This is a genomic window from Mycobacterium sp. SMC-19, from assembly GCF_045310815.1.
In the GTDB taxonomy this organism is placed as follows: Bacteria; Actinomycetota; Actinomycetes; order Mycobacteriales; family Mycobacteriaceae; genus Mycobacterium.
The window spans coordinates 385588-405018 of sequence record NZ_JBJIAM010000002.1 but is presented as its reverse complement, the minus strand read 5'-3'; the positions used below and the strand labels follow the sequence as shown (position 1 = coordinate 405018).

The 19431-nt window shown below is 67.3% G+C and carries 20 protein-coding genes; 8 read left to right on the top strand and 12 right to left on the bottom strand.

Translation table 11 applies throughout. The features are described 5' to 3' along the window. Position 1: 1 nt before the first annotated feature. The 3 genes from ACJH5R_RS05940 to ACJH5R_RS05930 form a co-directional block, all read right to left on the bottom strand. The gene (locus tag ACJH5R_RS05940; RefSeq protein WP_406757248.1) at positions 2-481 is read right to left on the bottom strand and encodes a DUF488 family protein; all 480 of its coding nucleotides are present in this window, start codon (positions 479-481) and stop codon (positions 2-4) included. 71 nt (positions 482-552) lie between these two features. After that, a complete protein-coding gene (gene fadD11, locus ACJH5R_RS05935; protein WP_406781489.1) occupies positions 553-2388 on the bottom strand; it encodes a fatty acid--CoA ligase FadD11 in 1836 nt (611 codons plus the stop codon). A 24-nt stretch (positions 2389-2412) separates the two neighbouring features. After that, complete coding sequence (locus ACJH5R_RS05930; RefSeq protein WP_406756964.1) at positions 2413-3210, bottom strand: enoyl-CoA hydratase/isomerase family protein; 798 nt, start codon at positions 3208-3210, stop codon at positions 2413-2415. Positions 3211-3296: 86 nt separating this feature from the next. Here ACJH5R_RS05930 and ACJH5R_RS05925 point away from each other — a divergent pair, with 86 nt between their 5' ends. After that, positions 3297-4130, top strand: a complete 834-nt coding sequence (locus tag ACJH5R_RS05925; protein ID WP_406781488.1) for a class I SAM-dependent methyltransferase — start codon at positions 3297-3299, stop codon at positions 4128-4130. Positions 4131-4139: 9 nt separating this feature from the next. Here ACJH5R_RS05925 and ACJH5R_RS05920 read toward each other — a convergent pair whose 3' ends face one another. Next, a complete protein-coding gene (locus ACJH5R_RS05920) occupies positions 4140-4856 on the bottom strand; it encodes a hypothetical protein (protein ID WP_406781487.1) in 717 nt (238 codons plus the stop codon). 271 nt (positions 4857-5127) lie between these two features. Further along, a complete protein-coding gene (locus tag ACJH5R_RS05915; protein ID WP_406756961.1) occupies positions 5128-5514 on the bottom strand; it encodes a MerR family transcriptional regulator in 387 nt (128 codons plus the stop codon). Positions 5515-5568: 54 nt separating this feature from the next. Between ACJH5R_RS05915 and ACJH5R_RS05910 the strand changes: the two genes are divergently transcribed. Beyond that, a complete protein-coding gene (locus tag ACJH5R_RS05910; protein WP_406781486.1) occupies positions 5569-6021 on the top strand; it encodes a PPOX class F420-dependent oxidoreductase in 453 nt (150 codons plus the stop codon). 32 nt (positions 6022-6053) lie between these two features. Here the strand turns inward: ACJH5R_RS05910 and dnaE are convergent, their stop codons facing one another. After that, complete coding sequence (gene dnaE / locus ACJH5R_RS05905; RefSeq protein ID WP_406781485.1) at positions 6054-9605, bottom strand: DNA polymerase III subunit alpha; 3552 nt, start codon at positions 9603-9605, stop codon at positions 6054-6056. A 137-nt stretch (positions 9606-9742) separates the two neighbouring features. Here dnaE and ACJH5R_RS05900 point away from each other — a divergent pair, with 137 nt between their 5' ends. Both ACJH5R_RS05900 and ACJH5R_RS05895 read left to right on the top strand, forming a co-directional pair. After that, a complete protein-coding gene (locus ACJH5R_RS05900; RefSeq protein ID WP_024443139.1) occupies positions 9743-9979 on the top strand; it encodes a dodecin family protein in 237 nt (78 codons plus the stop codon). An 8-nt stretch (positions 9980-9987) separates the two neighbouring features. Continuing rightward, positions 9988-10752, top strand: coding sequence for a methyltransferase domain-containing protein (locus tag ACJH5R_RS05895; RefSeq protein WP_406756957.1), 765 nt, complete (start codon positions 9988-9990; stop codon positions 10750-10752). Positions 10753-10761: 9 nt separating this feature from the next. On the opposite strand, the gene ACJH5R_RS05890 is transcribed toward ACJH5R_RS05895, so the two are convergent. Both ACJH5R_RS05890 and lspA read right to left on the bottom strand, forming a co-directional pair. Continuing rightward, positions 10762-11682 (bottom strand): RluA family pseudouridine synthase, encoded by a 921-nt coding sequence (locus ACJH5R_RS05890; RefSeq protein WP_406756956.1) that lies wholly within the window; start codon positions 11680-11682, stop codon positions 10762-10764. A gap of 7 nt (positions 11683-11689) precedes the next feature. Beyond that, complete coding sequence (gene lspA / locus ACJH5R_RS05885) at positions 11690-12325, bottom strand: signal peptidase II (protein ID WP_406756955.1); 636 nt, start codon at positions 12323-12325, stop codon at positions 11690-11692. Between the two features lie 41 nt (positions 12326-12366). Here lspA and ACJH5R_RS05880 point away from each other — a divergent pair, with 41 nt between their 5' ends. Genes ACJH5R_RS05880 through ACJH5R_RS05870 form a run of 3 tightly spaced genes read left to right on the top strand, consistent with a single transcriptional unit; the run spans position 12367 to position 14275 of the window. Next, positions 12367-13305 carry an asparaginase gene (locus tag ACJH5R_RS05880; protein WP_406756954.1) on the top strand — a complete coding sequence of 313 codons (939 nt, stop codon included), beginning with the start codon at positions 12367-12369 and terminating at the stop codon, positions 13303-13305. A 3-nt stretch (positions 13306-13308) separates the two neighbouring features. Continuing rightward, positions 13309-13770: a hypothetical protein gene (locus ACJH5R_RS05875; protein ID WP_406756953.1), complete on the top strand. Its 462-nt coding sequence runs from the start codon at positions 13309-13311 to the stop codon at positions 13768-13770. 34 nt (positions 13771-13804) lie between these two features. Beyond that, complete coding sequence (locus ACJH5R_RS05870) at positions 13805-14275, top strand: OsmC family protein (protein WP_406781484.1); 471 nt, start codon at positions 13805-13807, stop codon at positions 14273-14275. Between the two features lie 4 nt (positions 14276-14279). Here the strand turns inward: ACJH5R_RS05870 and ACJH5R_RS05865 are convergent, their stop codons facing one another. Then, positions 14280-15605: a DNA polymerase IV gene (locus ACJH5R_RS05865; protein WP_406757247.1), complete on the bottom strand. Its 1326-nt coding sequence runs from the start codon at positions 15603-15605 to the stop codon at positions 14280-14282. Between the two features lie 87 nt (positions 15606-15692). Here ACJH5R_RS05865 and ACJH5R_RS05860 point away from each other — a divergent pair, with 87 nt between their 5' ends. Next, entirely contained in the window at positions 15693-16259 is a 567-nt protein-coding gene (locus tag ACJH5R_RS05860; protein ID WP_406781483.1) for a class I SAM-dependent methyltransferase, read from the top strand. A gap of 8 nt (positions 16260-16267) precedes the next feature. Here the strand turns inward: ACJH5R_RS05860 and ACJH5R_RS05855 are convergent, their stop codons facing one another. The 3 genes from ACJH5R_RS05855 to ACJH5R_RS05845 are packed head-to-tail and all read right to left on the bottom strand — an operon-like array spanning position 16268 to position 19223. After that, positions 16268-16612: a DUF732 domain-containing protein gene (locus tag ACJH5R_RS05855; RefSeq protein ID WP_406781482.1), complete on the bottom strand. Its 345-nt coding sequence runs from the start codon at positions 16610-16612 to the stop codon at positions 16268-16270. A 46-nt stretch (positions 16613-16658) separates the two neighbouring features. Then, on the bottom strand, positions 16659-17999 hold the full coding sequence (locus tag ACJH5R_RS05850) for a PPE family protein (RefSeq protein WP_406781481.1): 1341 nt from the start codon (positions 17997-17999) through the stop codon (positions 16659-16661). 18 nt (positions 18000-18017) lie between these two features. After that, complete coding sequence (locus tag ACJH5R_RS05845; RefSeq protein WP_406756948.1) at positions 18018-19223, bottom strand: PPE family protein; 1206 nt, start codon at positions 19221-19223, stop codon at positions 18018-18020. Positions 19224-19431 lie beyond the last annotated feature (208 nt).

Below are 19431 nucleotides of genomic sequence, written 5' to 3'. Positions count from 1 at the left end.
GCTATTCGGGCCCGACGGCCGTGCCGTCATAGACCAGGACATCGTCGGCAACTCGGGCTTCGGCAGTCGGCCGGTGGTCGCGCAGCTTGCCGTCGTGCATCAGGTGCTGTACCTCGAATCCGCGCACCAGTGTGAGGTAGTCGGCGATCAACTTGCGATGGCATCTCCACCAAACGGTCTCGGCACACATCACCGCGACCTGTTGAGCGTCCGCTTGGGCCACGAGCTCATCGATTCCGGACTGGAAGTCCGCGGAGCGCATGTAGCCGGCGTAGGACCGAAACGATTCGTTGCGCAACCCGATGTCCGGACTCTGGCCGGCGACCCGCCGCCAGCCGCCGAGTCGCGGTTCCCACCGGTAGCCGATCCCGGCCTCCGGCAGCCAGCGCTGCATCTCCTCCCGTGCGGTCTCGGGATTGTGCCGGCTCCCCGGAGCGCTGCGTACGTCGACCAGGCCTTGCACACCGGCGCCGGAGAGCAGCGCGGTGATTTCGGCCCGGTCCGCGGTACCGTGGCCGAACGTGAAAACCGTTGGCGACGTAGCGTTCTCCTTCAGACCGCGGAGCTGGGCGCAGGCTGTTCGGCAGCTTGGGGTTGATGCACATGGGGCCCGGGCTCACTGGCGTAGAGGCGTTCGATCTCTTCGGCGTATTTCGCCGCGATCGGCCGCCTCTTGAGTTTCATGGTCAGGGTGACTTCGTCGCCACCGGGTTCCCAGAGCGCGGGCAGGACCCGGAAGCGCTTGATCTGTTCGACCCGTGACAGTTTCGTGTTGCCCGCAGCCACGCCCGCCGCAATCTGTGCGATCACCCCCGGGTCATCGGCCAGTGCCCCCGGCGTCGCCGTCGACAGGCCATGGGCAGCGGCGTAGGGCGCCACCGAGTCGGCGTCGAAGACCATCAGTGCGGTGTTGTAGGGCCGGGAATCGCCAATGGTGACCATCGCCCCGATCATTGGGCATGCCGCCAGGATCGCGTTCTCGATGTTCGCCGGCGACATGTTCTTTCCCGCGGCGTTGATGATCAGCTCTTTCTTGCGGTCGACCACTCGCAGATAGCCGTCCGCATCCTCCTCGAGGATGTCCCCGGTGTGCAGCCATCCGTCCGCGTCGACCGCCTCGGCGGTCTTGGCCGGCTCCTTGCGGTAGCCCCGCATCACCAGGGGCCCCCGGACCAGAAATTCGCCGTCGTCGGCGATGCGGCTTTCCAGGCCGGGCAACAATTTTCCGACCGTACCGAGTCGCGCGTCGCGCGGATGGGTGGTCGACGCCACGCAACTGAGCTCCGACATGCCCCAGACCTCGCAGATCGGAATCCCGAGGCCGGCGAAGAACGCGATGGTCTCCTTGGGAATCGGCGCCGCGCCGGACACCGCCCACCGCAGCTCGTCCAGGCCCAGCTTGGCCCGAAGCGCCGAGAGCACCAGCTCGTCGGCCTGTGCCCACTCCGCGGCCAGCGCGTCGGGTACACGCTCGCCGGCCAGTTGCGCCGCGGACCGTTTCGCGCCGACTGCCAGCGCCCACTGCAAAGCGGCGCGACGATTGTCGTCCGACTCCCCCGCGACAGCAAATTCTGTTGCCGCCTTGAGCTTTTCCCATACTCGCGGCACCGCGCCCCAAATCGTGGGCCGCACGTCCGGCAGCGCCGCGCCAATCTGGCGCGCGTCGGGCACCACGGTCACCTGAACTCCGGCGATCTCGGAGTTGTAGAGGCCCATCGCTCGGTCGGCGATGTGTGCCGAAGGCAGATACGAGGTGATCCGGTCCCCGAAACGCACCCCGAGCACCGCGTCGAGGGCGGCCGCCTCGAACAGCAGATTGGTGTGCGTCATCTCCACGCCCTTGGGCAGGCCGGTGGTCCCGGAGGTATAGATCAGCGTCACCACATCGTCGGGCTGCACTGCCCGCCAAGCGGTTTCGAAGTCGAAGTCGTCGTCCGCCGCGGCCAGCATCTGCGCGATCGACAAGGTGCCGTCGGGATGCCCGTCCACACAGACGATGTGTTCGATCGCCGCTCGGCTGTCCCGGATCGTCTCGACAAACGCCTGCTCGCACATCACGACTTTGGTACCGGCGTTGGCGAACAGGTAACCGAGCTGCTCGGCGGGCAGAGTGTTGTACACCGAGAACGACGTCGCGCCCACGTGCTGGGCGCCGACTTCCAGCGGGTAGAACTCGATCCGGTTCGCCATCATCAGCGACACCGTGTCGCCGCGGCGTACCCCGAGCCCGGCCAGCCCGGCCGCCACCTGGCGGACCTGCTGTGCGTAGTCGCGCCAGGTCAGCGTCTGCGTATCGCCGACGGTGCGTACCGCGACCGCGTCCGGGTCGATGGCGGCGGTGCGCTGAAACGCCTCACACAGGGTGGCCGGCGGCGATGTCTGCGTCATCTGTTCCTCCTGCTCGTGGCCGCCTCAGCGGCGACTGACCCGTTGCAGATATGCCATGGCCGATGCCTGCGACTCGGGATCGTGCACCGCGGTGACCAGCGCATCGGCGTCATTCCAGCTGCGCGCGGTCCCCACCATGCCCTCGGTGACCGCGTTGACCTGCCGTTTGGTGCCGCCCAGCGTGAGAGTGGACTTGCTGACCAGCTGGTCCACCAACTCGTCGACCTCCGCATCCAGGTCGGCCTCGGGCACCACACGGTTGAGGAACCCGATTGCCTTGGCTTCGGCGGCATCGAATGGGCGGCAGGTCATCACCAGTTCCTTGGTGAGCGCCGGTCCGATCTCACGGACCAACCGCGGGATACCGCCCCAGGCCAACGGAATACCCAAGTCCACCTCCGGAATCGAGAACCGCGTGCCCTCGGCCGCCACCCGCAGATCGCACGCTGCGGCCAGCACCACACCGCCGCCCACACAGTGACCGTGCAGCCGCGCCACCGTCACGGCCCGCATGGCTTCGACGGCGTCGGCCATCCGGCGGCCGGCGTCGGCGGCCTCGCGCAGCGCTCCGGCGCCGTCGGCGGCGGCGACGAACGCGGCCAGGTCGGCGCCGGCAGAGAACGCCCGGCCGCTGCCGGATACAACCACGACCTTGACCGCGGGCCGGGCGTCGAACCAGCGGGCCGCCGCCACCAACTCGTCGAGCGTCACCGTGCCCAGCGGGTTGAGCTTGTCGGGACGACTCAGCGTGATGGAGCCGAGCGCACCGTCGGCTGTCACCGCGATGGTGGAGGTCGACAGAATCTCCGTGGTGGTTTCCATGGCGTCGACGTTAATGGCGCCGCCCCGGCCGGGGCGCGGGATTGCCGTTACAGGCCGCTGCGGTCGACATCGCTTACGGTGAGCCCATGTCGATTGCCGTCACCGAGTTCAGCCGCCTCGAGCAGACCGCCTTCCTCACGGCGTATGCCCGCGCACTGGACTGTCGCGCTCCGATCCCGATCCTCGGTGACGAGTTCTCCGACCGCGTCGTCGGCCTGATCGATTACGACTTCCCCGCATTCCGGATCCCGGCGAGTGTGGTGCGACAGACCGCCCTGCGCGCCAAGATGCTCGATGAGCGCGTCCGCGCATACACGGCTGCGCATCCCGACGCGGTGGTGGTCGACCTCGGCGCCGGGCTCAACGAGCCGTTGGCGCGGGTGAAGCCGCCGGCCGGCGTCGATTGGTACAGCATCGATCTGCCGCACGTGATCGCGCTGCGCGAAAAGGTGGTGCCGCCACAGCGCGCCGAGCATGTGATCGCCGCCGATCTCACCGGTACGGCGTGGACCGACACCATCCCGGTCGGGCGCCCCACCATGGTGATCGCCGACGGACTGTTCGCCTTTCTCACCGAGCCGCAGGTCATTGCGCTGATCGGGCACGCCATCGACCATTTCGGGACCGGCGAGTTGGCGTTCAACGACTACGGCCGCGTCGGGCCGTTCAGCTGGCTGGGCATGAAGCTGGCACCGCGGGGAATGTTCACCGTGCTGCGCCATGTCTGGGCCAATCCCGGCTTCACCGACCCTCGCACGCCTCAGCGGTGGGAGCCGCGCCTGCGCCTGGTCGAACAGGCCTGCCTGGCGCACGCCGCCGAGGTGGATTCGTTTCCCGGCCCGGCCCGCACAATCACCCGGCTTGCCGGCCGATTCAAGTCGGTGGCCGGCAAGGCCCGGGTGCTGCGCTACAAGTTCTGACCTGCCTGGCTAGACACAACCGCCGAGGAAGTCACACGGGTCGAAGTCCAGGTTGGCGAACGGATCGTTCGGAATGAGATAGTCCGGAACCTCAGGGGTCCAGGAGTGGAACAGGCTGTTCCATATCTGCATCGGGGCGTCGTCGCCGAACTGGATCACGCCCGCGGAGGTGAAGTTGATCGGGTCGGTCACCACGGAGTAGTTGATGTCGCCGAGAGACATGACCCAGTAGTTCAGGTCGTGCGGCCCCACGCCGTTGATCGTCAGGTTGGTGAAGTCGCCGATGTTGACCTCGTAGATCGAGGATCCGGACAGATATCCGAAGTTGCCCAGGCTGCTCATGTCGAAGTCGGCGGGCAGGCTGGAGTTGGCGGTGAAGTCACCGAATTGGTAGGCCCTGGTGGAGAAGAACGAGTTCCAGTAGTCCTCGATCTTGATGTTGTACGTTCCGGCGTCGATCACGTTGTCGCCGTCGGTCACCTGGACGGTGTAGGGCTGGTCGCCCTTCCAGTCCGTGATGACCGGACGGATGCCCTCGTATTTCCAGTTCCCGTCCAGAATGTCACCCATCACCAGGCAGACCGCCCCATTGCAGGTCTCGTAGGGGCCGCCATCCAGGAACGGGTCCCCCGCCGCGTTGGCGGTCGACGCGGGTAGTACCAGCGCGGCGAATGCGGCGGCAGCGCCCATCCCGAGCAGGTTGAGAAGACGACGCGAAACCCACATGACTGCCTCCGTGTTGTTCATGCACATGCTTTTCTGTGTATCAACAGACGTTTTCCGTTACGTCTGTGTTACAACATTGATATCCTATGCTAATTCTACTCTTGGGTAAAGTTCGATTATTTGCGATAGTGCGCCGCCGAAACCGGCCCCGCACAGCCGTCAACAGTCTCCACCTCCCCCCGAGGCCACACGTGTTGTGTGAGAAGTTTCAGACGTTACACCAGTGATGCGATGTTGTAATCAGGAACGGATCTAACCGTAATGTTGAGAGTCAGACTTTCGGCGGATGGATTCCACAGGTACAGGCGTCGATAGACGGACAGGTGCACCGCATTCCCCATTCGATGACCGCGCGAGCGCGCGATAACGCCTCCAGTTGTGCATCGATCTGGGCGAGCTTGGCCTGGGCCAGCGCCTGACTCGCCGGACGCCCGGGCGCGTCATCGGCGAACAGCAACTGAATTTCGTCGAGCGCGAACCCCGCCGCCTTGCACAGGCCGATCACTTCCAGCCGAGCCAGCACTGCTTCGTCATAGCGGCGCTGGCCGCCTACCCGAGCCGGCGACGCCAGCAGGCCGACCCGCTCGTAGTAGCGCAAGGTGGTTGCGGCGACGCCGCTGCGTTGAGCCACCTCGCCGATGGTGAGCCGACCGGACACCGCCACCTCCGAAGGACTTGACTTGAAGTCAACTCTAAGTTGTTCCCTGGTGGTATGCGTCCCCAACCACTCGAAGAACTACGCGACACCCGCTACGCGCTGCTGCGCACCTATCGCCGCGACGGCACGCCGGTGGACACTCCGGTGTGGTTCGCGCTCGACGACGGCGCCGTGTTGTTTCGGACCAAGACCGGACCCAAGACTCGCAGGCTGACCCCTCGCCCGGACGTCGAGTTGACCGCCTGCGACTACCGCGGCCGGCGCCGTCACCACGCGACCGCGCTGCGCGGCCGGGCGACCATTCTGTGTGGCGACGAGGCCGAAGCCGCCAACCGCGCCTTGCACCGGCGGTACGGCTGGCAGTGGAACGTCGTGCCGATGATCCCGGTGCCCGGCGTGACCAATGTGCACCGGGATCTGCCGCTACGGGACAAGGTGCGGCGCGCCCGGACGCGCAACCTATGGCCGGACAGCGTGATCGTTCGGGTCGACCTGCTCGCGCGTTAGACCGAACTTCAGCCGGATCCGGCCTTCGTGGGTTACCCGCCCAGACAGCCGGGGCCGAGCAACGCCTTCAGATCCCCCATCAGCGCCGACGATGGCGTCACCCGCAGCGAGGGATCCAGCTCCAGCACGGTGATGCGCTCCCCGCTGATCAGCCGCAGTTGCACCTGGGCGGTGCCGGGATGGCGGGTCAGCACCTGCTTGAGCGCACTGACCTTGTCCATGGTGCATTGGCGGGTCGGAAGGCTCACGGCCAGCGGCCGATCCGGGGCGTTGGCGGAGAAGTCGGGCACCACCAGCTCGTTGGCGATCAACGAGATCCGGTCGTCGCGGATGTTGACCTTGGCGCTGACCAGCACCACGGCGTCATCGGCGACGTCGGCGCCGTACGCCGAGTAGGTCTGCGGGAAGAACATCACCTCGATGCCGCCGGTGAGATCCTCCAATTGCGCTGAGGCCCAAGGAAGTCCGTTTTTGTTGACCCGACGGTTCACCGATGCCAGGATGCCGCCGACCCGCACCTGGGTGTCGGCGGCGACGTCGCCCTCCAGGATCGCCGGGATCTGGGTGTCGACCTGGGCGGCCAGCAGGTGCGCGATGCCGTTGAGTGGGTGCCCGGACACATAGAGTCCGAGCATTTCTCGCTCCAGGGCCAGCTTGTGCTTGTCGGCCCACTCCTCGTCGGGCACCTTGATGCCGAAAACGGCATCTGTTCCAGCGCTTTCACCATCTCCCCCGCCGAAAAGGTCGAACTGACCCACCGCCTCGGCCTTCTTGGTGCCGAGCACCGAGTCCACGGCGTCGGTGTGCACCAGGAACAACCCCTTGCGTGGATGCCCCAGCGAGTCGAAGGCACCGGCCTTGATCAAGGATTCGGTGACCTTCTTGTTGCAGGCCGCGATGTCGATCTTGTTGAGGTAATCCGAGAAGTCGGTGAAGCGGCCCTTATGTGTCCGGGTGGTTATCAGGGAGCCGACAACGTTGGCGCCGACGTTGCGAACCGCTCCCAGCCCGTAGCGGATGTCTTCGCCCACCGACGCGAAGTTCAGCTCGGACTCGTTGACGTCCGGCGGCAGCACCGTGATCCCCAGCCGGCGGCAGTCAGCCAGGTATACCGCGGCCTTGTCCTTGTCGTCACCGACCGATGTCAACAGACCCGCCATGTATTCGGCCGGATAGTTCGCTTTCAGGTAGGCCGTCCAGTACGACACCAGGCCGTAGGCGGCCGCATGCGACTTGTTGAACGCGTACCCGGCAAACGGAAGAATGGTGTCCCACAACGCTTTCACGGCCTTCTCGGAGAACCCGTTGGCCGTCATCCCCTCGTAGAAGCCCTTGTACTCGGCTTCGAGCACTTCGAGCTTCTTCTTGCCCATGGCTTTACGCAGCGCATCGGCCTTGCCCATCGTGTACGAGGCGACCTTCTGCGCGATGAACATGATCTGCTCTTGGTAGACGATCAGGCCATAGGTCTCCGACAGGATGCTGCGCAGCGGGTCCTCAAGCTCGGGGTGGATGGGCTTGATGACCTGACGCTCGTTCTTACGGTCGGCGTAGTCGTTGTGGGCGTTCATGCCCATCGGGCCGGGCCGGTAGAGCGCCAGCACCGCGACGATGTCGTTGAATTCGGTGGGCTGCATGCGGCGCAGCAGGTCACGCATCGGGCCGCCGTCGAGCTGGAACACCCCCAGCGTGTCACCGCGGCCCAGCAGTTCGTAAGTGGCGGGATCATCGAACGCCACGGTGTCCAGATCCAGGTCGATGCCCCGGTTGGCCTTGATGTTCTCCAGACAGTCGCCGATGATCGTCAGGTTGCGCAGGCCCAGGAAGTCCATCTTCAGCAGGCCGATTTCTTCACACGACGGGTAGTCCCAGCCGGTGATGATGGCGCCATCCTGCGGGCGCTTCCACAACGGGATCGCGTCGATCAGCGGCTCGGAACTCATGATCACCGCGCAGGCATGCACGCCGGCGTTACGGACCAGGCCTTCCAGGCCGCGTGCCGTCTCGTAGATGGTGCGCACGTCGGGATCGGTGTCGATCAGCCCGCGGACCTCCGCGGCCTCCTTGTACCGCTCGTGGTTCGGGTCGGTGATACCCGACAGCGGAATGTCCTTGGCCATGATCGGCGGCGGCAGCGCCTTGGTGATCCGGTCGGCGATCGCATAGCCAGGCTGGCCGTAATGCACACGGGCTGAATCTTTCAGCGCCGCCTTGGTTTTAATGGTGCCGAAGGTGATCACCTGGGCCACCCGGTCACTGCCCCACCGCTCCGCGGCATAGCGCACCATCTCGCCGCGGCGGCGGTCGTCGAAGTCGATGTCGATATCGGGGGCCGACGGCCGCTCCGGGTTGAGGAAGCGCTCGAACAACAGCCCGTGCGGAATCGGGTCGATATTGGTGATGCCCAGCGCGTAAGCCACCAGTGACCCAGCGGCCGACCCTCGGCCCGGCCCCACCCAGATGTTGATCGAGCGGGCGTAGTGGATCAGGTCCGCGACGATCAGGAAGTAGGACGGGAATCCCTTGCCACAGATGACGTCGATCTCGTAGGACGCGCGGTCGGTGTACTCACTCGGTACGCCGGCGGGAAAGCGTCGTTCCAGACCTGCCTGTACCTCGTGGCGCAGCCAGGACCCCTGGTCATGGCCGTCGGGCACCGGAAACACCGGCATCCGGTCGCGCGGCGCCCACACGTCGGCATAGGACTGCACCCGCTCGGCGATCAGCAGGGTGGAGTCACAGGCGTCGGGCAGCTGGTCGTCCCAGAGCGCGCGCATCTCGGCGGCAGACTTCAGGTAGTAGCCGTCCCCGTCGAACTTGAACCGGGTGGGGTCCGACAGCGTCTTACCGGTCTGGATGCACAGCAGCGCCTCGTGGTTCTGCGAGGCGTCACGGGTGACGTAGTGACAGTCATTGGTGGCCAACGTCGGGATGCCGAGCTTGCGCCCGACCTCCAGCAGCCCCTCACGTACCCGGCGTTCGATGGACAGCCCGTGGTCCATCACCTCCAGGAAATAGTTCTCCGCGCCGAAGATCTCCCGCCACTTGGCGGCCGACTCCAGCGCCTCGCGCTCGTGGCCCAGCCGCAACCGGGTCTGCACCTCCCCGGACGGGCAGCCGGTGGTGGCGATAATGCCCTCGGCGTGCTCGGCGATGATCTCGGCGTCCATCCGCGACCATTTGCCGAGCTGGCCCTCGAAGGAAGCCAGCGAGGAGAGCTTGAACAGGTTGCGCAACCCGGTGGCGTTCTCGGCCACCATCGTCATGTGGGTGTAGGAGCCGCTGCCGGAAACGTCGTCGCTCTTCTGGCTGGGATCGCCCCAGTGCACCCGGCGGGTATCGAAACGAGACGCGGGGGCGATGTAGGCCTCGACCCCGATGATCGGCTTGATGCCGGCCTTGGTCGCCGCGTTGTAGAACTCGCTGGCGCCGAACATGTTTCCGTGGTCGGTCATCCCGATCGCGGGCATCTCCAGGCGCTGCGCCTCAGCCAGCATCGGGGCGATCTTCGCCGCTCCGTCGAGCATCGAGTACTCGGTGTGGTTATGCAGGTGCACGAAGGACCGCGACGATGAACTGTCCATAGGACCGCCAGTCTAGGACTGGGCACCGACGCTTCTCGGGCGTGTCGGCAGCCGTGTCTCTTCGGCTGTCGTTTCCCGGGACAGCGACTGCCGCTGTGCACTACGTTGAGGTTCGGCGCAAGCGAGGAGAGGCATACATGAGCGTGTACCGGGTGATCGACATCATCGGGACCAGCCCGTCGTCTTGGGAGAACGCCGCGGCCGAAGCGGTGCACCGGGCCAAGCAGACCATCGACGACATCCGCGTTGCTCAGGTCGTCGAGCAGGACCTCACCCTCGATGACAAGGGCGGGATCATCTACCGCACCAAACTGCGCATCTCCTTCAAGATCCGGCCGCCGAAGTCATCCAAGCCGGCCGACGAATCGAGCTAACCCACTCGATGTCACGTAGCTTCGACGAACTGGTGGCCGAGGCCGCCACCGCCCCCGTCGACGGTTGGGAGTTCTCCTGGCTTGACGGCCGCGCCACCGAACAGCGCCCCTCCTGGGGCTACCAGCGGCAGCTGGCCGGGCGGCTCTCGGGCGTCTCGGCCGCCGTCGACCTGAACACCGGCGGCGGCGAGGTGCTGGCGGGCATCCAGGAGTTCGGCACGTTTCCCCCGACCATGGCAGCCACGGAGTCCTGGCCGCCGAATGCCGCACGCGCCACCGAGCTGCTTCATCCGCGTGGCGTGGTGGTGGTGACGGTGCCGGACCGGCCGCCGCTGCCCTTCGGCGACGAAGCATTCGATCTGGTCAGCAGCCGGCACCCGTTGGCGACGTGGTGGGACGAGATCGCCCGCGTGTTGCGGCCCGGCGGTCACTACTTCGCCCAGCAGATCGGGCCGGCGACGATGCTCGAGCTGAGTGAGTTCTTTCTCGGGCCGATGCCGGGCAAAGGAGCCCAGTACCAGCCGGATGCGGTACGTGCCGACGCGTCGGCCGCCGGTATGGAGGTGCTCGATCTGCGGCTCGAGCGGCTACGGGCCGAATTCTTCGACGTCGGCGCCGTCATCTACTTCCTGCGCAAGGTGATCTGGACGGTGCCCGACTTTGCGGTCGAGGATCACCGTGACCGGCTGCGCGAGATGCATGAGCTGATCGAGTCTCAGGGGTGCTTCGTCGCGCACGCCACCCGGGTGTTGGTCGAGGCCCGCAAGCCCTGAGGCGCGCCGTCAGCGGTGCAGCACGTCCAAGGCGTGTTGCAGGTCGGCGGGGTACTCGCTGGTGATCTCGATGCGCCGTCCGTCGCCGGGGTGTGCGAACGCCAATGAACGGGCGTGCAACCACTGGCGTTCCAGCCCGAGCTTGCGCGCCAGGGTCGGATCGGCACCGTAGGTCAGATCACCGCAGCACGGATGCCGCAGGGCCGAGAAGTGCACCCGGATCTGGTGGGTGCGGCCGGTTTCCAGGTGTACGTCGAGCAGGCTCGCGGCGACGAACGCCTCCACCGTGTCGTAGTGCGTGATGCTGTGCCGGCCGTCGGCGGTCACGGCGAATTTCCACTCCGGTCCGTGGTGTCGCCCGATCGGTGCATCGATGGTGCCGCTGGACGGATCCGGATGGCCCTGTACCAGGGCGTGGTAACGCTTCTCCACGGTGCGCGCCTTGAACGCGCGTTTGAGTGCGGTGTAGGCGCGTTCGGAGATCGCCACCACCATCACCCCGGAGGTTCCGACATCCAGGCGGTGCACGATGCCCTGACGCTCCGGAACTCCGGACGTGGTGATCCGGTAGCCGGCAGCGGCCAGGCCGCCCAGCACCGTGGGCCCGCTCCAGCCCACCGAGGCGTGCGCGGCGACCCCGGCAGGTTTGTCGACGGCGACGATGTCGGCGTCGGAGTACAAGATCGTCATGCCCTCGACCTCGGTCGGGGTGTTTTCCAGCGGCGGCGGCGCTTCGGGCAGCCGCACCTGCAGCCACGCCCCCGCGATGAGCCGATCGGACTTGCCTGCAGCGACGCCGTCGAGTTCCACGTCGCCGTTTTCGGCCAGCGTCGCGACAACATTGCGCGACAGGCCCAACAGGCGGGCCAGCCCGGCGTCGACGCGCATGCCGGCCAGGCCCTCGGGGACCGGCATGGATCGTTCGGTCACAGCCGCATCAGGCTTGCTCGCCGTCGCCGTCGCCGTCACCGGCACTGTTGTCACGGCGCTGCTCAGCGTCGACATCGTCGTCGGCGCGGCGACGGCCCACCGCGTCGAAGTCGAAGCCGAACACCGACAACGCGACCAGCAGGATGGCGCCGCCCACCACCGCCGGGTCCGCGACGTTGAACACCGGCCACCAGCCGATCGACAGGAAGTCGACCACGTGGCCCTGCAGATGCCCGGGCGCCCGGAAGAACCGGTCCACCAGGTTGCCCAAGGCCCCGCCGAGGATCATCCCCAGCCCGATCGCCCACCAGGGCGACACCAGACGGCGCGACATCCAGATGATGCCGAGCACCACCGAGCTGGCGATCAGCGTCAACACCCAGGTGTAGCTGGTGGCCATGGAGAACGCGGCCCCGGAGTTGCGGACCAGCGTCCAGGTCACGGTGTCGCCGATGATCGGCACGGGCTGGCCGGGGGTCAGCATCTTCACCGCGAGCACCTTGGTGACGACGTCGGCCATCAGCACCACCGAGGCCACCGACAGCAGCAGTCCCAGCCGGCGGGGCGGGGCGGCCGGCGCTGTCTGCGGGGCCGGGGCCGGGTCCACCTCCGTCTCGGTCGAGTCGGTTGTCTCGTCAGTCACGCTCCCATCATCCCTTAACCCAGGTGCGGCATGATCGCGGCATGCTGTCCAAGCGCCTCACCGTCATCACCACCGGCGGGACTATCTCCTGCAGCACCCAAGGCGACGGGGCCTTGCGGCCGGCCCGCAGCGGCTCAGACCTGGTCGCCGACACAGGCGCCGCGGACCTCACCGTGGTGGACCTGATGGCGCGGGACAGCTCCGAACTGGGCCCGGCCGACTGGGCTGCGCTCCTCGCCGCGGTCAATGCCGCGGTGGACGGCGGCGCCGACGGGGTGGTCGTCACCCACGGCACCGACACCTGCGAAGAGGGTGCGCTCTGGCTGGAGCTCGGCTACACCGGGGATGCGCCGGTGGTACTTACCGGGGCTCAGCGCGGTGCGGACGCCCCCGACGCCGACGGGCCGGGCAACCTGCGCGACGCCCTGGCCGTGGCCGCGGATCCGGCCGCTCGGGGGCTGGGGGTGCTGATGTGCTTCGCCGGCCGGGTGCTGGCCCCGCTGGGTCTGCAGAAGGCCACCATCACCGGGTTGACCGGCTTCACCGGTCCGGTCCTGGGCGGCGTCGCCGATGGCCGGGTCACGCTGTCTGGCGAGAAGACTCGGCCCTACCTCGGTGCGCCGGCCGCCGCGCCGCGGGTCGATGTCGTGGCGCTCTACGGGGGCGCTGACACGGTCGCCCTGGATGCCTGCGCCGCCGCTGGTGCGCGAGGGGTGGTGCTGGCCGCTCTCGGGTCGGGCAACGCCCCGACGGCGGTGATCGACGGGGTGCGCCGACACTGCGAATCCGGGCTCGTGGTCGCGGTGTCCAGCCGAGTTCCGGACGGGCACATCGAGGCGGACTACGGCCCCGGCCGGGCCCTGGTGGATGCGGGCGCGGTGATGGTGCCGCGGCTGAGGCCGCCGCAGGCGCGGATCCTGCTGATGATGGCGCTCGCGGCCGGGCAGCCGGTCGGCGACGTCATCGACCGGTGGGGCTGACCGATGGCCAGGATCCTCGCCCTCATCGGCGCCGCTGTTCTCGCAGCCGGGACCGCCGCGGCGGCCCATGCCGAGCCGCCGCCCGGGGCGGACGCTGGCGACGACTACCCGGTCGCCACCGGCCGCTACTCGTCGCCGACCGACTTCTACTGGGTCTTCTTCAAAACGCCGGACGGCCGCTCCTGCGGCATCGGCCCCAACGGCGGGCCGATCGGCTGCGATGCGGTGCCAACGGATGCTCCCGCCGGCGCCACCCAGACTGTGCTCGAAGCCGGCGGGGTGCCCGCGGCCTACCGCCACTCCCACATCGCATCGTTCACCCGGGACGTGGATGTGCTGCCGGAGGGCTATCGGCTGGAGAACTGGGGTTCTAGCTGTGCGGTCGGCTACCAGGGCACGGTGACCTGCAAGGGCTATGGCCACCATGGTTTTACGCTCTCCAGCGTCTACGGTGTGCTGTGGTGACGAGCCCGCACCACCCCTAGCCCGTGGAGGCCGCGTGTCCACCCAACACACCTACACCGTGGATGTCAGCTGGACCGGCAATCACGGCAGCGGGACCAGTGACTATCGCGGCTACGGGCGAGAGCACGAGGTGACCGCCGAGGGGTGTCCCGCCATTCTCGGCTCCGCCGACCCGGCATTCCGTGGTGATCCGACCCGGTGGAATCCCGAACAGCTGCTGTTGGCTGCGCTGGCGCAATGCCACATGCTGTCCTACCTGTATTTGTGTTCGGTCAACGGCGTGGTGGTCGTCTCCTACCAAGACCGGCCGGTCGGCACGATGATCGAGAACACCGAGGGCGGGCACTTCACCAGTGTTGTCTTGCAGCCGCACATCGAAGTCGGCGATGCGGCGATGGTGGAGCGGGCCTTGGCATTGCATTCCGACGCTCACCGAATCTGCTTTATCGCCAACTCCGTCAACTTCCCGGTGCTGCACGATCCGGTGGTGCAGGCACTCCCGTGACGAGCTAGCTGTGTTCCTCCGGGCGGGCGACGTAGTCGGGCCAGTCCAGGCTGGCCACCGGGTCGGCGCGGCTGATTCCTGGCTCGTCGTCGGGGAATGTCCGCACTGGACCGGGGCCTGAGCTGCGCGTCTCGAAGCGCACCGTCATCACCCCGTGGCCGGCCCCCTGCACCCAGCCGTGGCCGAGGTCGGAGTGGGTGACGTCATCGCCGACGCGCCACGACGCCGCAACTGTCGGGGAAACCGATTCTCGCGCAGTAACTTCCGGCGAGACGGCGCCGATTTCTGAAAACTCCAGATCCGGGAACAGCGACTCCTGGCGGACATCGGTCAGACCGGAGAAGCCCACGCCGAGCAGCCGGATCGGACCGATCTCCTGCGGATCGAGCAGCAACCGGCCGGCCGCCGACGTGAGTGCGGCGACGTCGGTGGTCGCATAGGGCAGCGTGGCCGAGCGGGTCAGCACACTCATGTCGGCCTTCTTGAGTTTCACCGTCACGGTGCGAGCGCCGCGCCCGTCCCGCAGCAGCCTGCGGTAGGCGTGTTCGCCGATCGGACCGATCTCAGCCCGCAGCTGCTCCAAGGTGGTCAGGTCGGCGGCGAAGGTCGATTCGGCGCTGATCTGTTTGGCCTCAGCGCGTTCGGCGACCCGCCGATCATCGATCCCGCGGGCCAACCGGTGCAGCGCGGGACCGATGGTGGCGCCGAGAATGTCGGCGACCTCACGGTCGGTCAGTGCGGCGAGCTGGCCGATGGTGTCAATGCCCAGCCGGTGCAGCTTCTCCTCGGCGACCGGACCGATTCCCCACAGCCGGCGCACCGGCAGCCCGTCCAGCAACAGCCGTTCCTCGGAGCGGCTGACGACCCGTACCCCGTTCGGCTTTGCCAGATCGGAGGCGATCTTGGCGATCTGCTTGCCCGAGCCCGCCCCGACCGACGCCACCAAACCGGTCTCGTCGAGCACCCGCCGGCGAAGGTGTTCGCAGAACCGCAGGACCTCCGCAGCGGTTGCGTCCACCAGCTCGACCGGTTCCCCGAATGCCTCGTCGAAGGAGAGCTGCTCGACGACCGGGATCACCGCACGCACGGTCTCGAAAACCCGTCTGCTGGCCATGCCATACACGGCGCCACGCGGCGGCAGCACCACGGCCGGGGCCCCCACCAGCCGCCGCGCCTGGTGCATCGGCATCGCCGAGCGGGCGCCGAAAACCCGCGCCTCGTAGCTGGCCCCGGCCACCACGCCGCGGCCACCGAGCCCGCCGACCAGTACCGGCCGTCCACGCAACGTCGGGCGGGTCAATTGCTCGACGGACGCGAAGAAGGCGTCCATATCCAGGTGCAGGACCCATCGGGCGTCCACGGGGTTAAGCCTATTGGGCACTGCTCCTCGCGGCCGCATCCGACTACTGTCGTGACGATGGCGATGAATCTGCTGCACCGACTGTGTTGCAGCTCGCGGTACTGGGCGCGCAGCGTCGAACGCAAACTTCTGCCGTGGGCGCTGACGGACGTCGACCTCGGCGAGAACACCCTGGAGTTCGGGCCGGGCTACGGCGCCAACATGCGGTGCCTGGTGGATATGACGCCCCGGCTGACTGCCGTCGAGATCGACCCCCCGATGACCAGGCGCCTGCAGGCGAAATACGGCTCACGTGCCCACATCATCAACGGCGACGGCACCGATACGGGGCTGCCCTCGGACGAATTCAGTTCCGTGGTGTGTTTCACGATGCTGCACCACGTTCCGACGCCGGCGTTGCAGGACCAACTGTTCGCCGAGGCCTTTCGCGTACTGCGGCCCGGGGCAGTCTTCGCCGGCAGCGACGGGGTGCACTCGGCGATGTTCCAGCTGATGCATTTCCGCGATACTTACAACCCGGTCTCACCCGATGCGTTACCGGACCGGTTGCGCGGCATAGGTTTCCGCGATGTAGAGGTGATCACCGCGGCCGGTCAGCAGCGCTGGCTGGCCGTCAAACCCTGACCCCGGCGCTACTTCGACCCTCCGCCGCCCTTTTTGAGCTGGTGCGGGCAATAGGTTTTCGCTGCGATCGCCGCGAACCGCGCTGCGTCGGCGACGGTCAGGTCGGGGTTGGCTTCGGTGATGTCGTTGAGCAGTTCGAGACTTGATTCACCGTTTGCCGCCAACCCGCAGAGCGCTTCGGCGGCGGCCACGGCTTGGGCCGGGTCGTCGAAGACGATCCCGACCTGCCGAAGCGAGGTGATGAATTCCGTACTGTCGACCGTGCTCACCTCAACCACATTGGGATCGGCGTGCCCAGGGGCGGCAAGAACAACCGCGGCGGCGGCGACAAGCGGGACGAACAACAGCTTCATAGGGCTCCTCCTGGGGCGGCCGAAGTCGTGCGGCATCGGGGGCACGTCAGCCGAGCGCGGACTTCGTTCCGGCGAGCGCGATGTCCTCGTCGTCGAGGACGTGCACCGCGTGGATGCCTGGTTTCAGGGACAGCTTCGCGACAAGTTCATCGAGGCCGGCCTGATCGACGTTCCAATGCTGCACCACATCCGGCGTCTGCTGCAATTGCGCGATCACCTGATCGAGTGGAACCGGCGCCTCGCGATCCTTGATGTTGGTCGACACCACGCGGGCCACCGGGGCCACCGTCCGAGTGGCCGGCGCACCCAATGCACCACCGGCCGCACTGCCCAGGGCCGCCGGGGCGAGCATGCCCGGCACCGATCCTGCCGCGGGAGCAGCGCCCAGCGCCGTCTGCGGCAGCGAGGTGGAGGCCAGCTGGATCGCCGAGGTGGCACTAGCCCAGTTCGGCGGCACCGACAGCGCTCCGACGCGCATCGCGCTGCCCGCAGCGGCCCCGGCAGCCCTGGTCAGACCAGCGCCCGAAGTCAACCCGGAACTGTGCAGGCCGCCGAGCGCCGACTTCGGGATTGCCGGCACCACCGCCGTATATCCACTCCGGAATTGGGTGATGCCCATGTTGGTACTGGCATGGACGGCGTTGACCCACCCGGTCTGGCCACTGACTCCGTTCACCAGGGAGAGCTGGCTCTCCCACAAGTTATGCGTGTAGGTGGTGCCGGTGGCACCGTCGATCAGGTTCTGCCAGCCGGTGTTATAGGCCAAGGTCCACGAGTTGATCTGCTGGGTGATCTGCTGAATCAAGTCGGGTTCAGTCGTCGGGGCCGCGCCCGCTTGCGCGCTCCCCGCGTCGCCCTTGGTGGTCGGCGGGGGCGCGGTGAATGAGGAAAGATTGGTTGCCTGCGCCGAAGCGCCGGCGTAGCCGAGCATGGCGGCGACATCCTGCGCCCACATTCGGCTGTACTCCGCTTCGACAGCGGCGATCGCGGTGCTGTTCTGCCCGAGAATGTTCGTGGCCACCAACGATGCCAGCTGACTGCGGTTGGCCGCGATCGCCGGCGGTGGCACGATCCCGGCGAAGGCCGATTCATAGGCGGCAGCTGCGGCAGACGCCTGGGCGGCGGTCTGCTCAGCCTGCGCCGCCGTGGTCGTCAGCCAGGTCACGTACGGAGCGGCGGCGGACGCCATCGCCGCCGCGGCCGGCCCCTGCCAGCCGCCGCTAAGGCTTGCCAGCGCCGCCTGGTAGGAGGACGCGGCGGCATGCAACTCGGCGCCCAGCCCCGACCAGGCCGCCGCCGCGGCGAACAGCGGGTCGGCACCTGGACCCGAATACAACTGGCCGGAGATGATCTCCGGGGGCTGCGCTGCGAAGCTCTGAAATACCATGAACGCGACCTACTTCCGTTATTTCGCGATCGGCGGGATGACGATGACGGTGGCGGTGGTGGCGATATCCGGCCCCGTCTGGCTGTTGGTGACGTGGCTGATCGCACTGATCGCCCGGGTGGCGGTGGCACCCGCGGCCTGCCGTATCGGTGTCCCGATCGCGCGCCCGGCCAGGCTCGACAGCGCCATCTGGCCGGCCAGCACACCCTCACCGTTTGCGGCGAGCGCCGGAGCGGCCTCGAGCACGCTTGCCTGCAGCGCCACGGTGGCGGTCTTGACTGCCGGAACGGCGCTGGCCCAGGTGGAAGGCACCGACAGCGACCCGATCAGGCCGGCTCGGCCCACGGCCCCCGACACTGCCGCCGGGACGGAGTGCGAACCGCTGAGCAGTGGGCTGGACAGCAGGGGTGCCAAGGCGCCGACGATCGGCTTAGGGTTCAGAGTGTTGGTCAGGTTTCCGAGCGCAGTGGCCACCGACGGGATACTGATGGCCATTTGGTAGACGCTTCGTGCCGAGCTGAGGGCGTTAATACCGTAGGGTCCGTTCGCGGTGCTGATCACATTCGTCAGTGTCTTCACGATTGCCTGGTAGTCGTCCAAGATCTGGGTGACCCCTCCGGGCAGCGTCCCGGCGTTGGAGGCGGCCGCGTTCTGCACCGCATTGGTGGCTGCCGCCGGCTGGCTGATGTCCCCGGTGGAGTTGGTGGTCTCCGGCGGCTTGTTGAAGGGGCTCAGCTGGGTGGCCGTCGCCGACGAACCGGCGTAGGTGTACATCGCGGCCGCGTCCTGCGCCCACATTTCGCCGTACTGCGCTTCGGTCGCCGCGATCGCCGGTGCGTTCTGTCCGAGGAAGTTGGTTGCCACCAGCGTGGCCAACAGGGTGCGGTTGGCGGCGATCACCGGCGGCGGCACGGTGGCGGCGTAAGCGGCCTCATAGGCGCCGGCTGCTGCCGTGGCCTTCAGCGCCGTCTCCTCAGCGCCGACGGCGGTGGCCTTCAGCCACGCCGCGTACGGGCCCGCCGCTGCCGTCATCGATGCCGCCGAGGGGCCCTGCCACGCCGAGTCCGCCAGGTCGGCGATCACCGCGGCATACGACGTGGCGGTGTAGTGCAGCTCGGTCGCCATGGCCGACCAGTTCGCCGCGGCCGCCAGCAACGGTGCCGAGCCCGGACCGGCATACATTCGCGCGGAGTTGACCTCTGGCGGGAGTGCCCCGAAATCCATGAATCCCCTGCCCCTCTAGCCAAGTAATGAACCGACCCACCCGAGTTGCGTCGCGCAACGGCTTGCCAGGTTCCTGGCAATTCGGGTGGGTCAGAACCAACCGCAGACAACTGTTCGTATGGCCTGAAGGTTAATCGGGGACGAACGGCCCCTGAAGTCGCCGACGTGGCAGTTCAGGGCTGTTTCGCCGGTGTTTCACCTACCTCAG

Excerpts from the sequence above, each read along its gene's own strand:
- ACJH5R_RS05860 (WP_406781483.1), top strand. The coding sequence starts at position 15,693 with ATGGCGATGAATCTGCTGCACCGACTGTGTTGCAGCTCGCGGTACTGG.
- ACJH5R_RS05880 (WP_406756954.1), top strand. The coding sequence starts at position 12,367 with ATGCTGTCCAAGCGCCTCACCGTCATCACCACCGGCGGGACTATCTCC.
- ACJH5R_RS05930 (WP_406756964.1), bottom strand. The coding sequence starts at position 3,210 with ATGGAAACCACCACGGAGATTCTGTCGACCTCCACCATCGCGGTGACA.
- ACJH5R_RS05900 (WP_024443139.1), top strand. The coding sequence starts at position 9,743 with ATGAGCGTGTACCGGGTGATCGACATCATCGGGACCAGCCCGTCGTCT.
- ACJH5R_RS05895 (WP_406756957.1), top strand. The coding sequence starts at position 9,988 with ATGTCACGTAGCTTCGACGAACTGGTGGCCGAGGCCGCCACCGCCCCC.
- dnaE (WP_406781485.1), bottom strand. The coding sequence starts at position 9,605 with ATGGACAGTTCATCGTCGCGGTCCTTCGTGCACCTGCATAACCACACC.
- ACJH5R_RS05865 (WP_406757247.1), bottom strand. The coding sequence starts at position 15,605 with ATGGACGCCTTCTTCGCGTCCGTCGAGCAATTGACCCGCCCGACGTTG.
- fadD11 (WP_406781489.1), bottom strand. The coding sequence starts at position 2,388 with ATGACGCAGACATCGCCGCCGGCCACCCTGTGTGAGGCGTTTCAGCGC.
- ACJH5R_RS05855 (WP_406781482.1), bottom strand. The coding sequence starts at position 16,612 with ATGAAGCTGTTGTTCGTCCCGCTTGTCGCCGCCGCCGCGGTTGTTCTT.
- ACJH5R_RS05920 (WP_406781487.1), bottom strand. The coding sequence starts at position 4,856 with ATGTGGGTTTCGCGTCGTCTTCTCAACCTGCTCGGGATGGGCGCTGCC.
- ACJH5R_RS05875 (WP_406756953.1), top strand. The coding sequence starts at position 13,309 with ATGGCCAGGATCCTCGCCCTCATCGGCGCCGCTGTTCTCGCAGCCGGG.
- ACJH5R_RS05925 (WP_406781488.1), top strand. The coding sequence starts at position 3,297 with ATGTCGATTGCCGTCACCGAGTTCAGCCGCCTCGAGCAGACCGCCTTC.
- ACJH5R_RS05850 (WP_406781481.1), bottom strand. The coding sequence starts at position 17,999 with ATGGTATTTCAGAGCTTCGCAGCGCAGCCCCCGGAGATCATCTCCGGC.
- ACJH5R_RS05845 (WP_406756948.1), bottom strand. The coding sequence starts at position 19,223 with ATGGATTTCGGGGCACTCCCGCCAGAGGTCAACTCCGCGCGAATGTAT.
- ACJH5R_RS05910 (WP_406781486.1), top strand. The coding sequence starts at position 5,569 with ATGCGTCCCCAACCACTCGAAGAACTACGCGACACCCGCTACGCGCTG.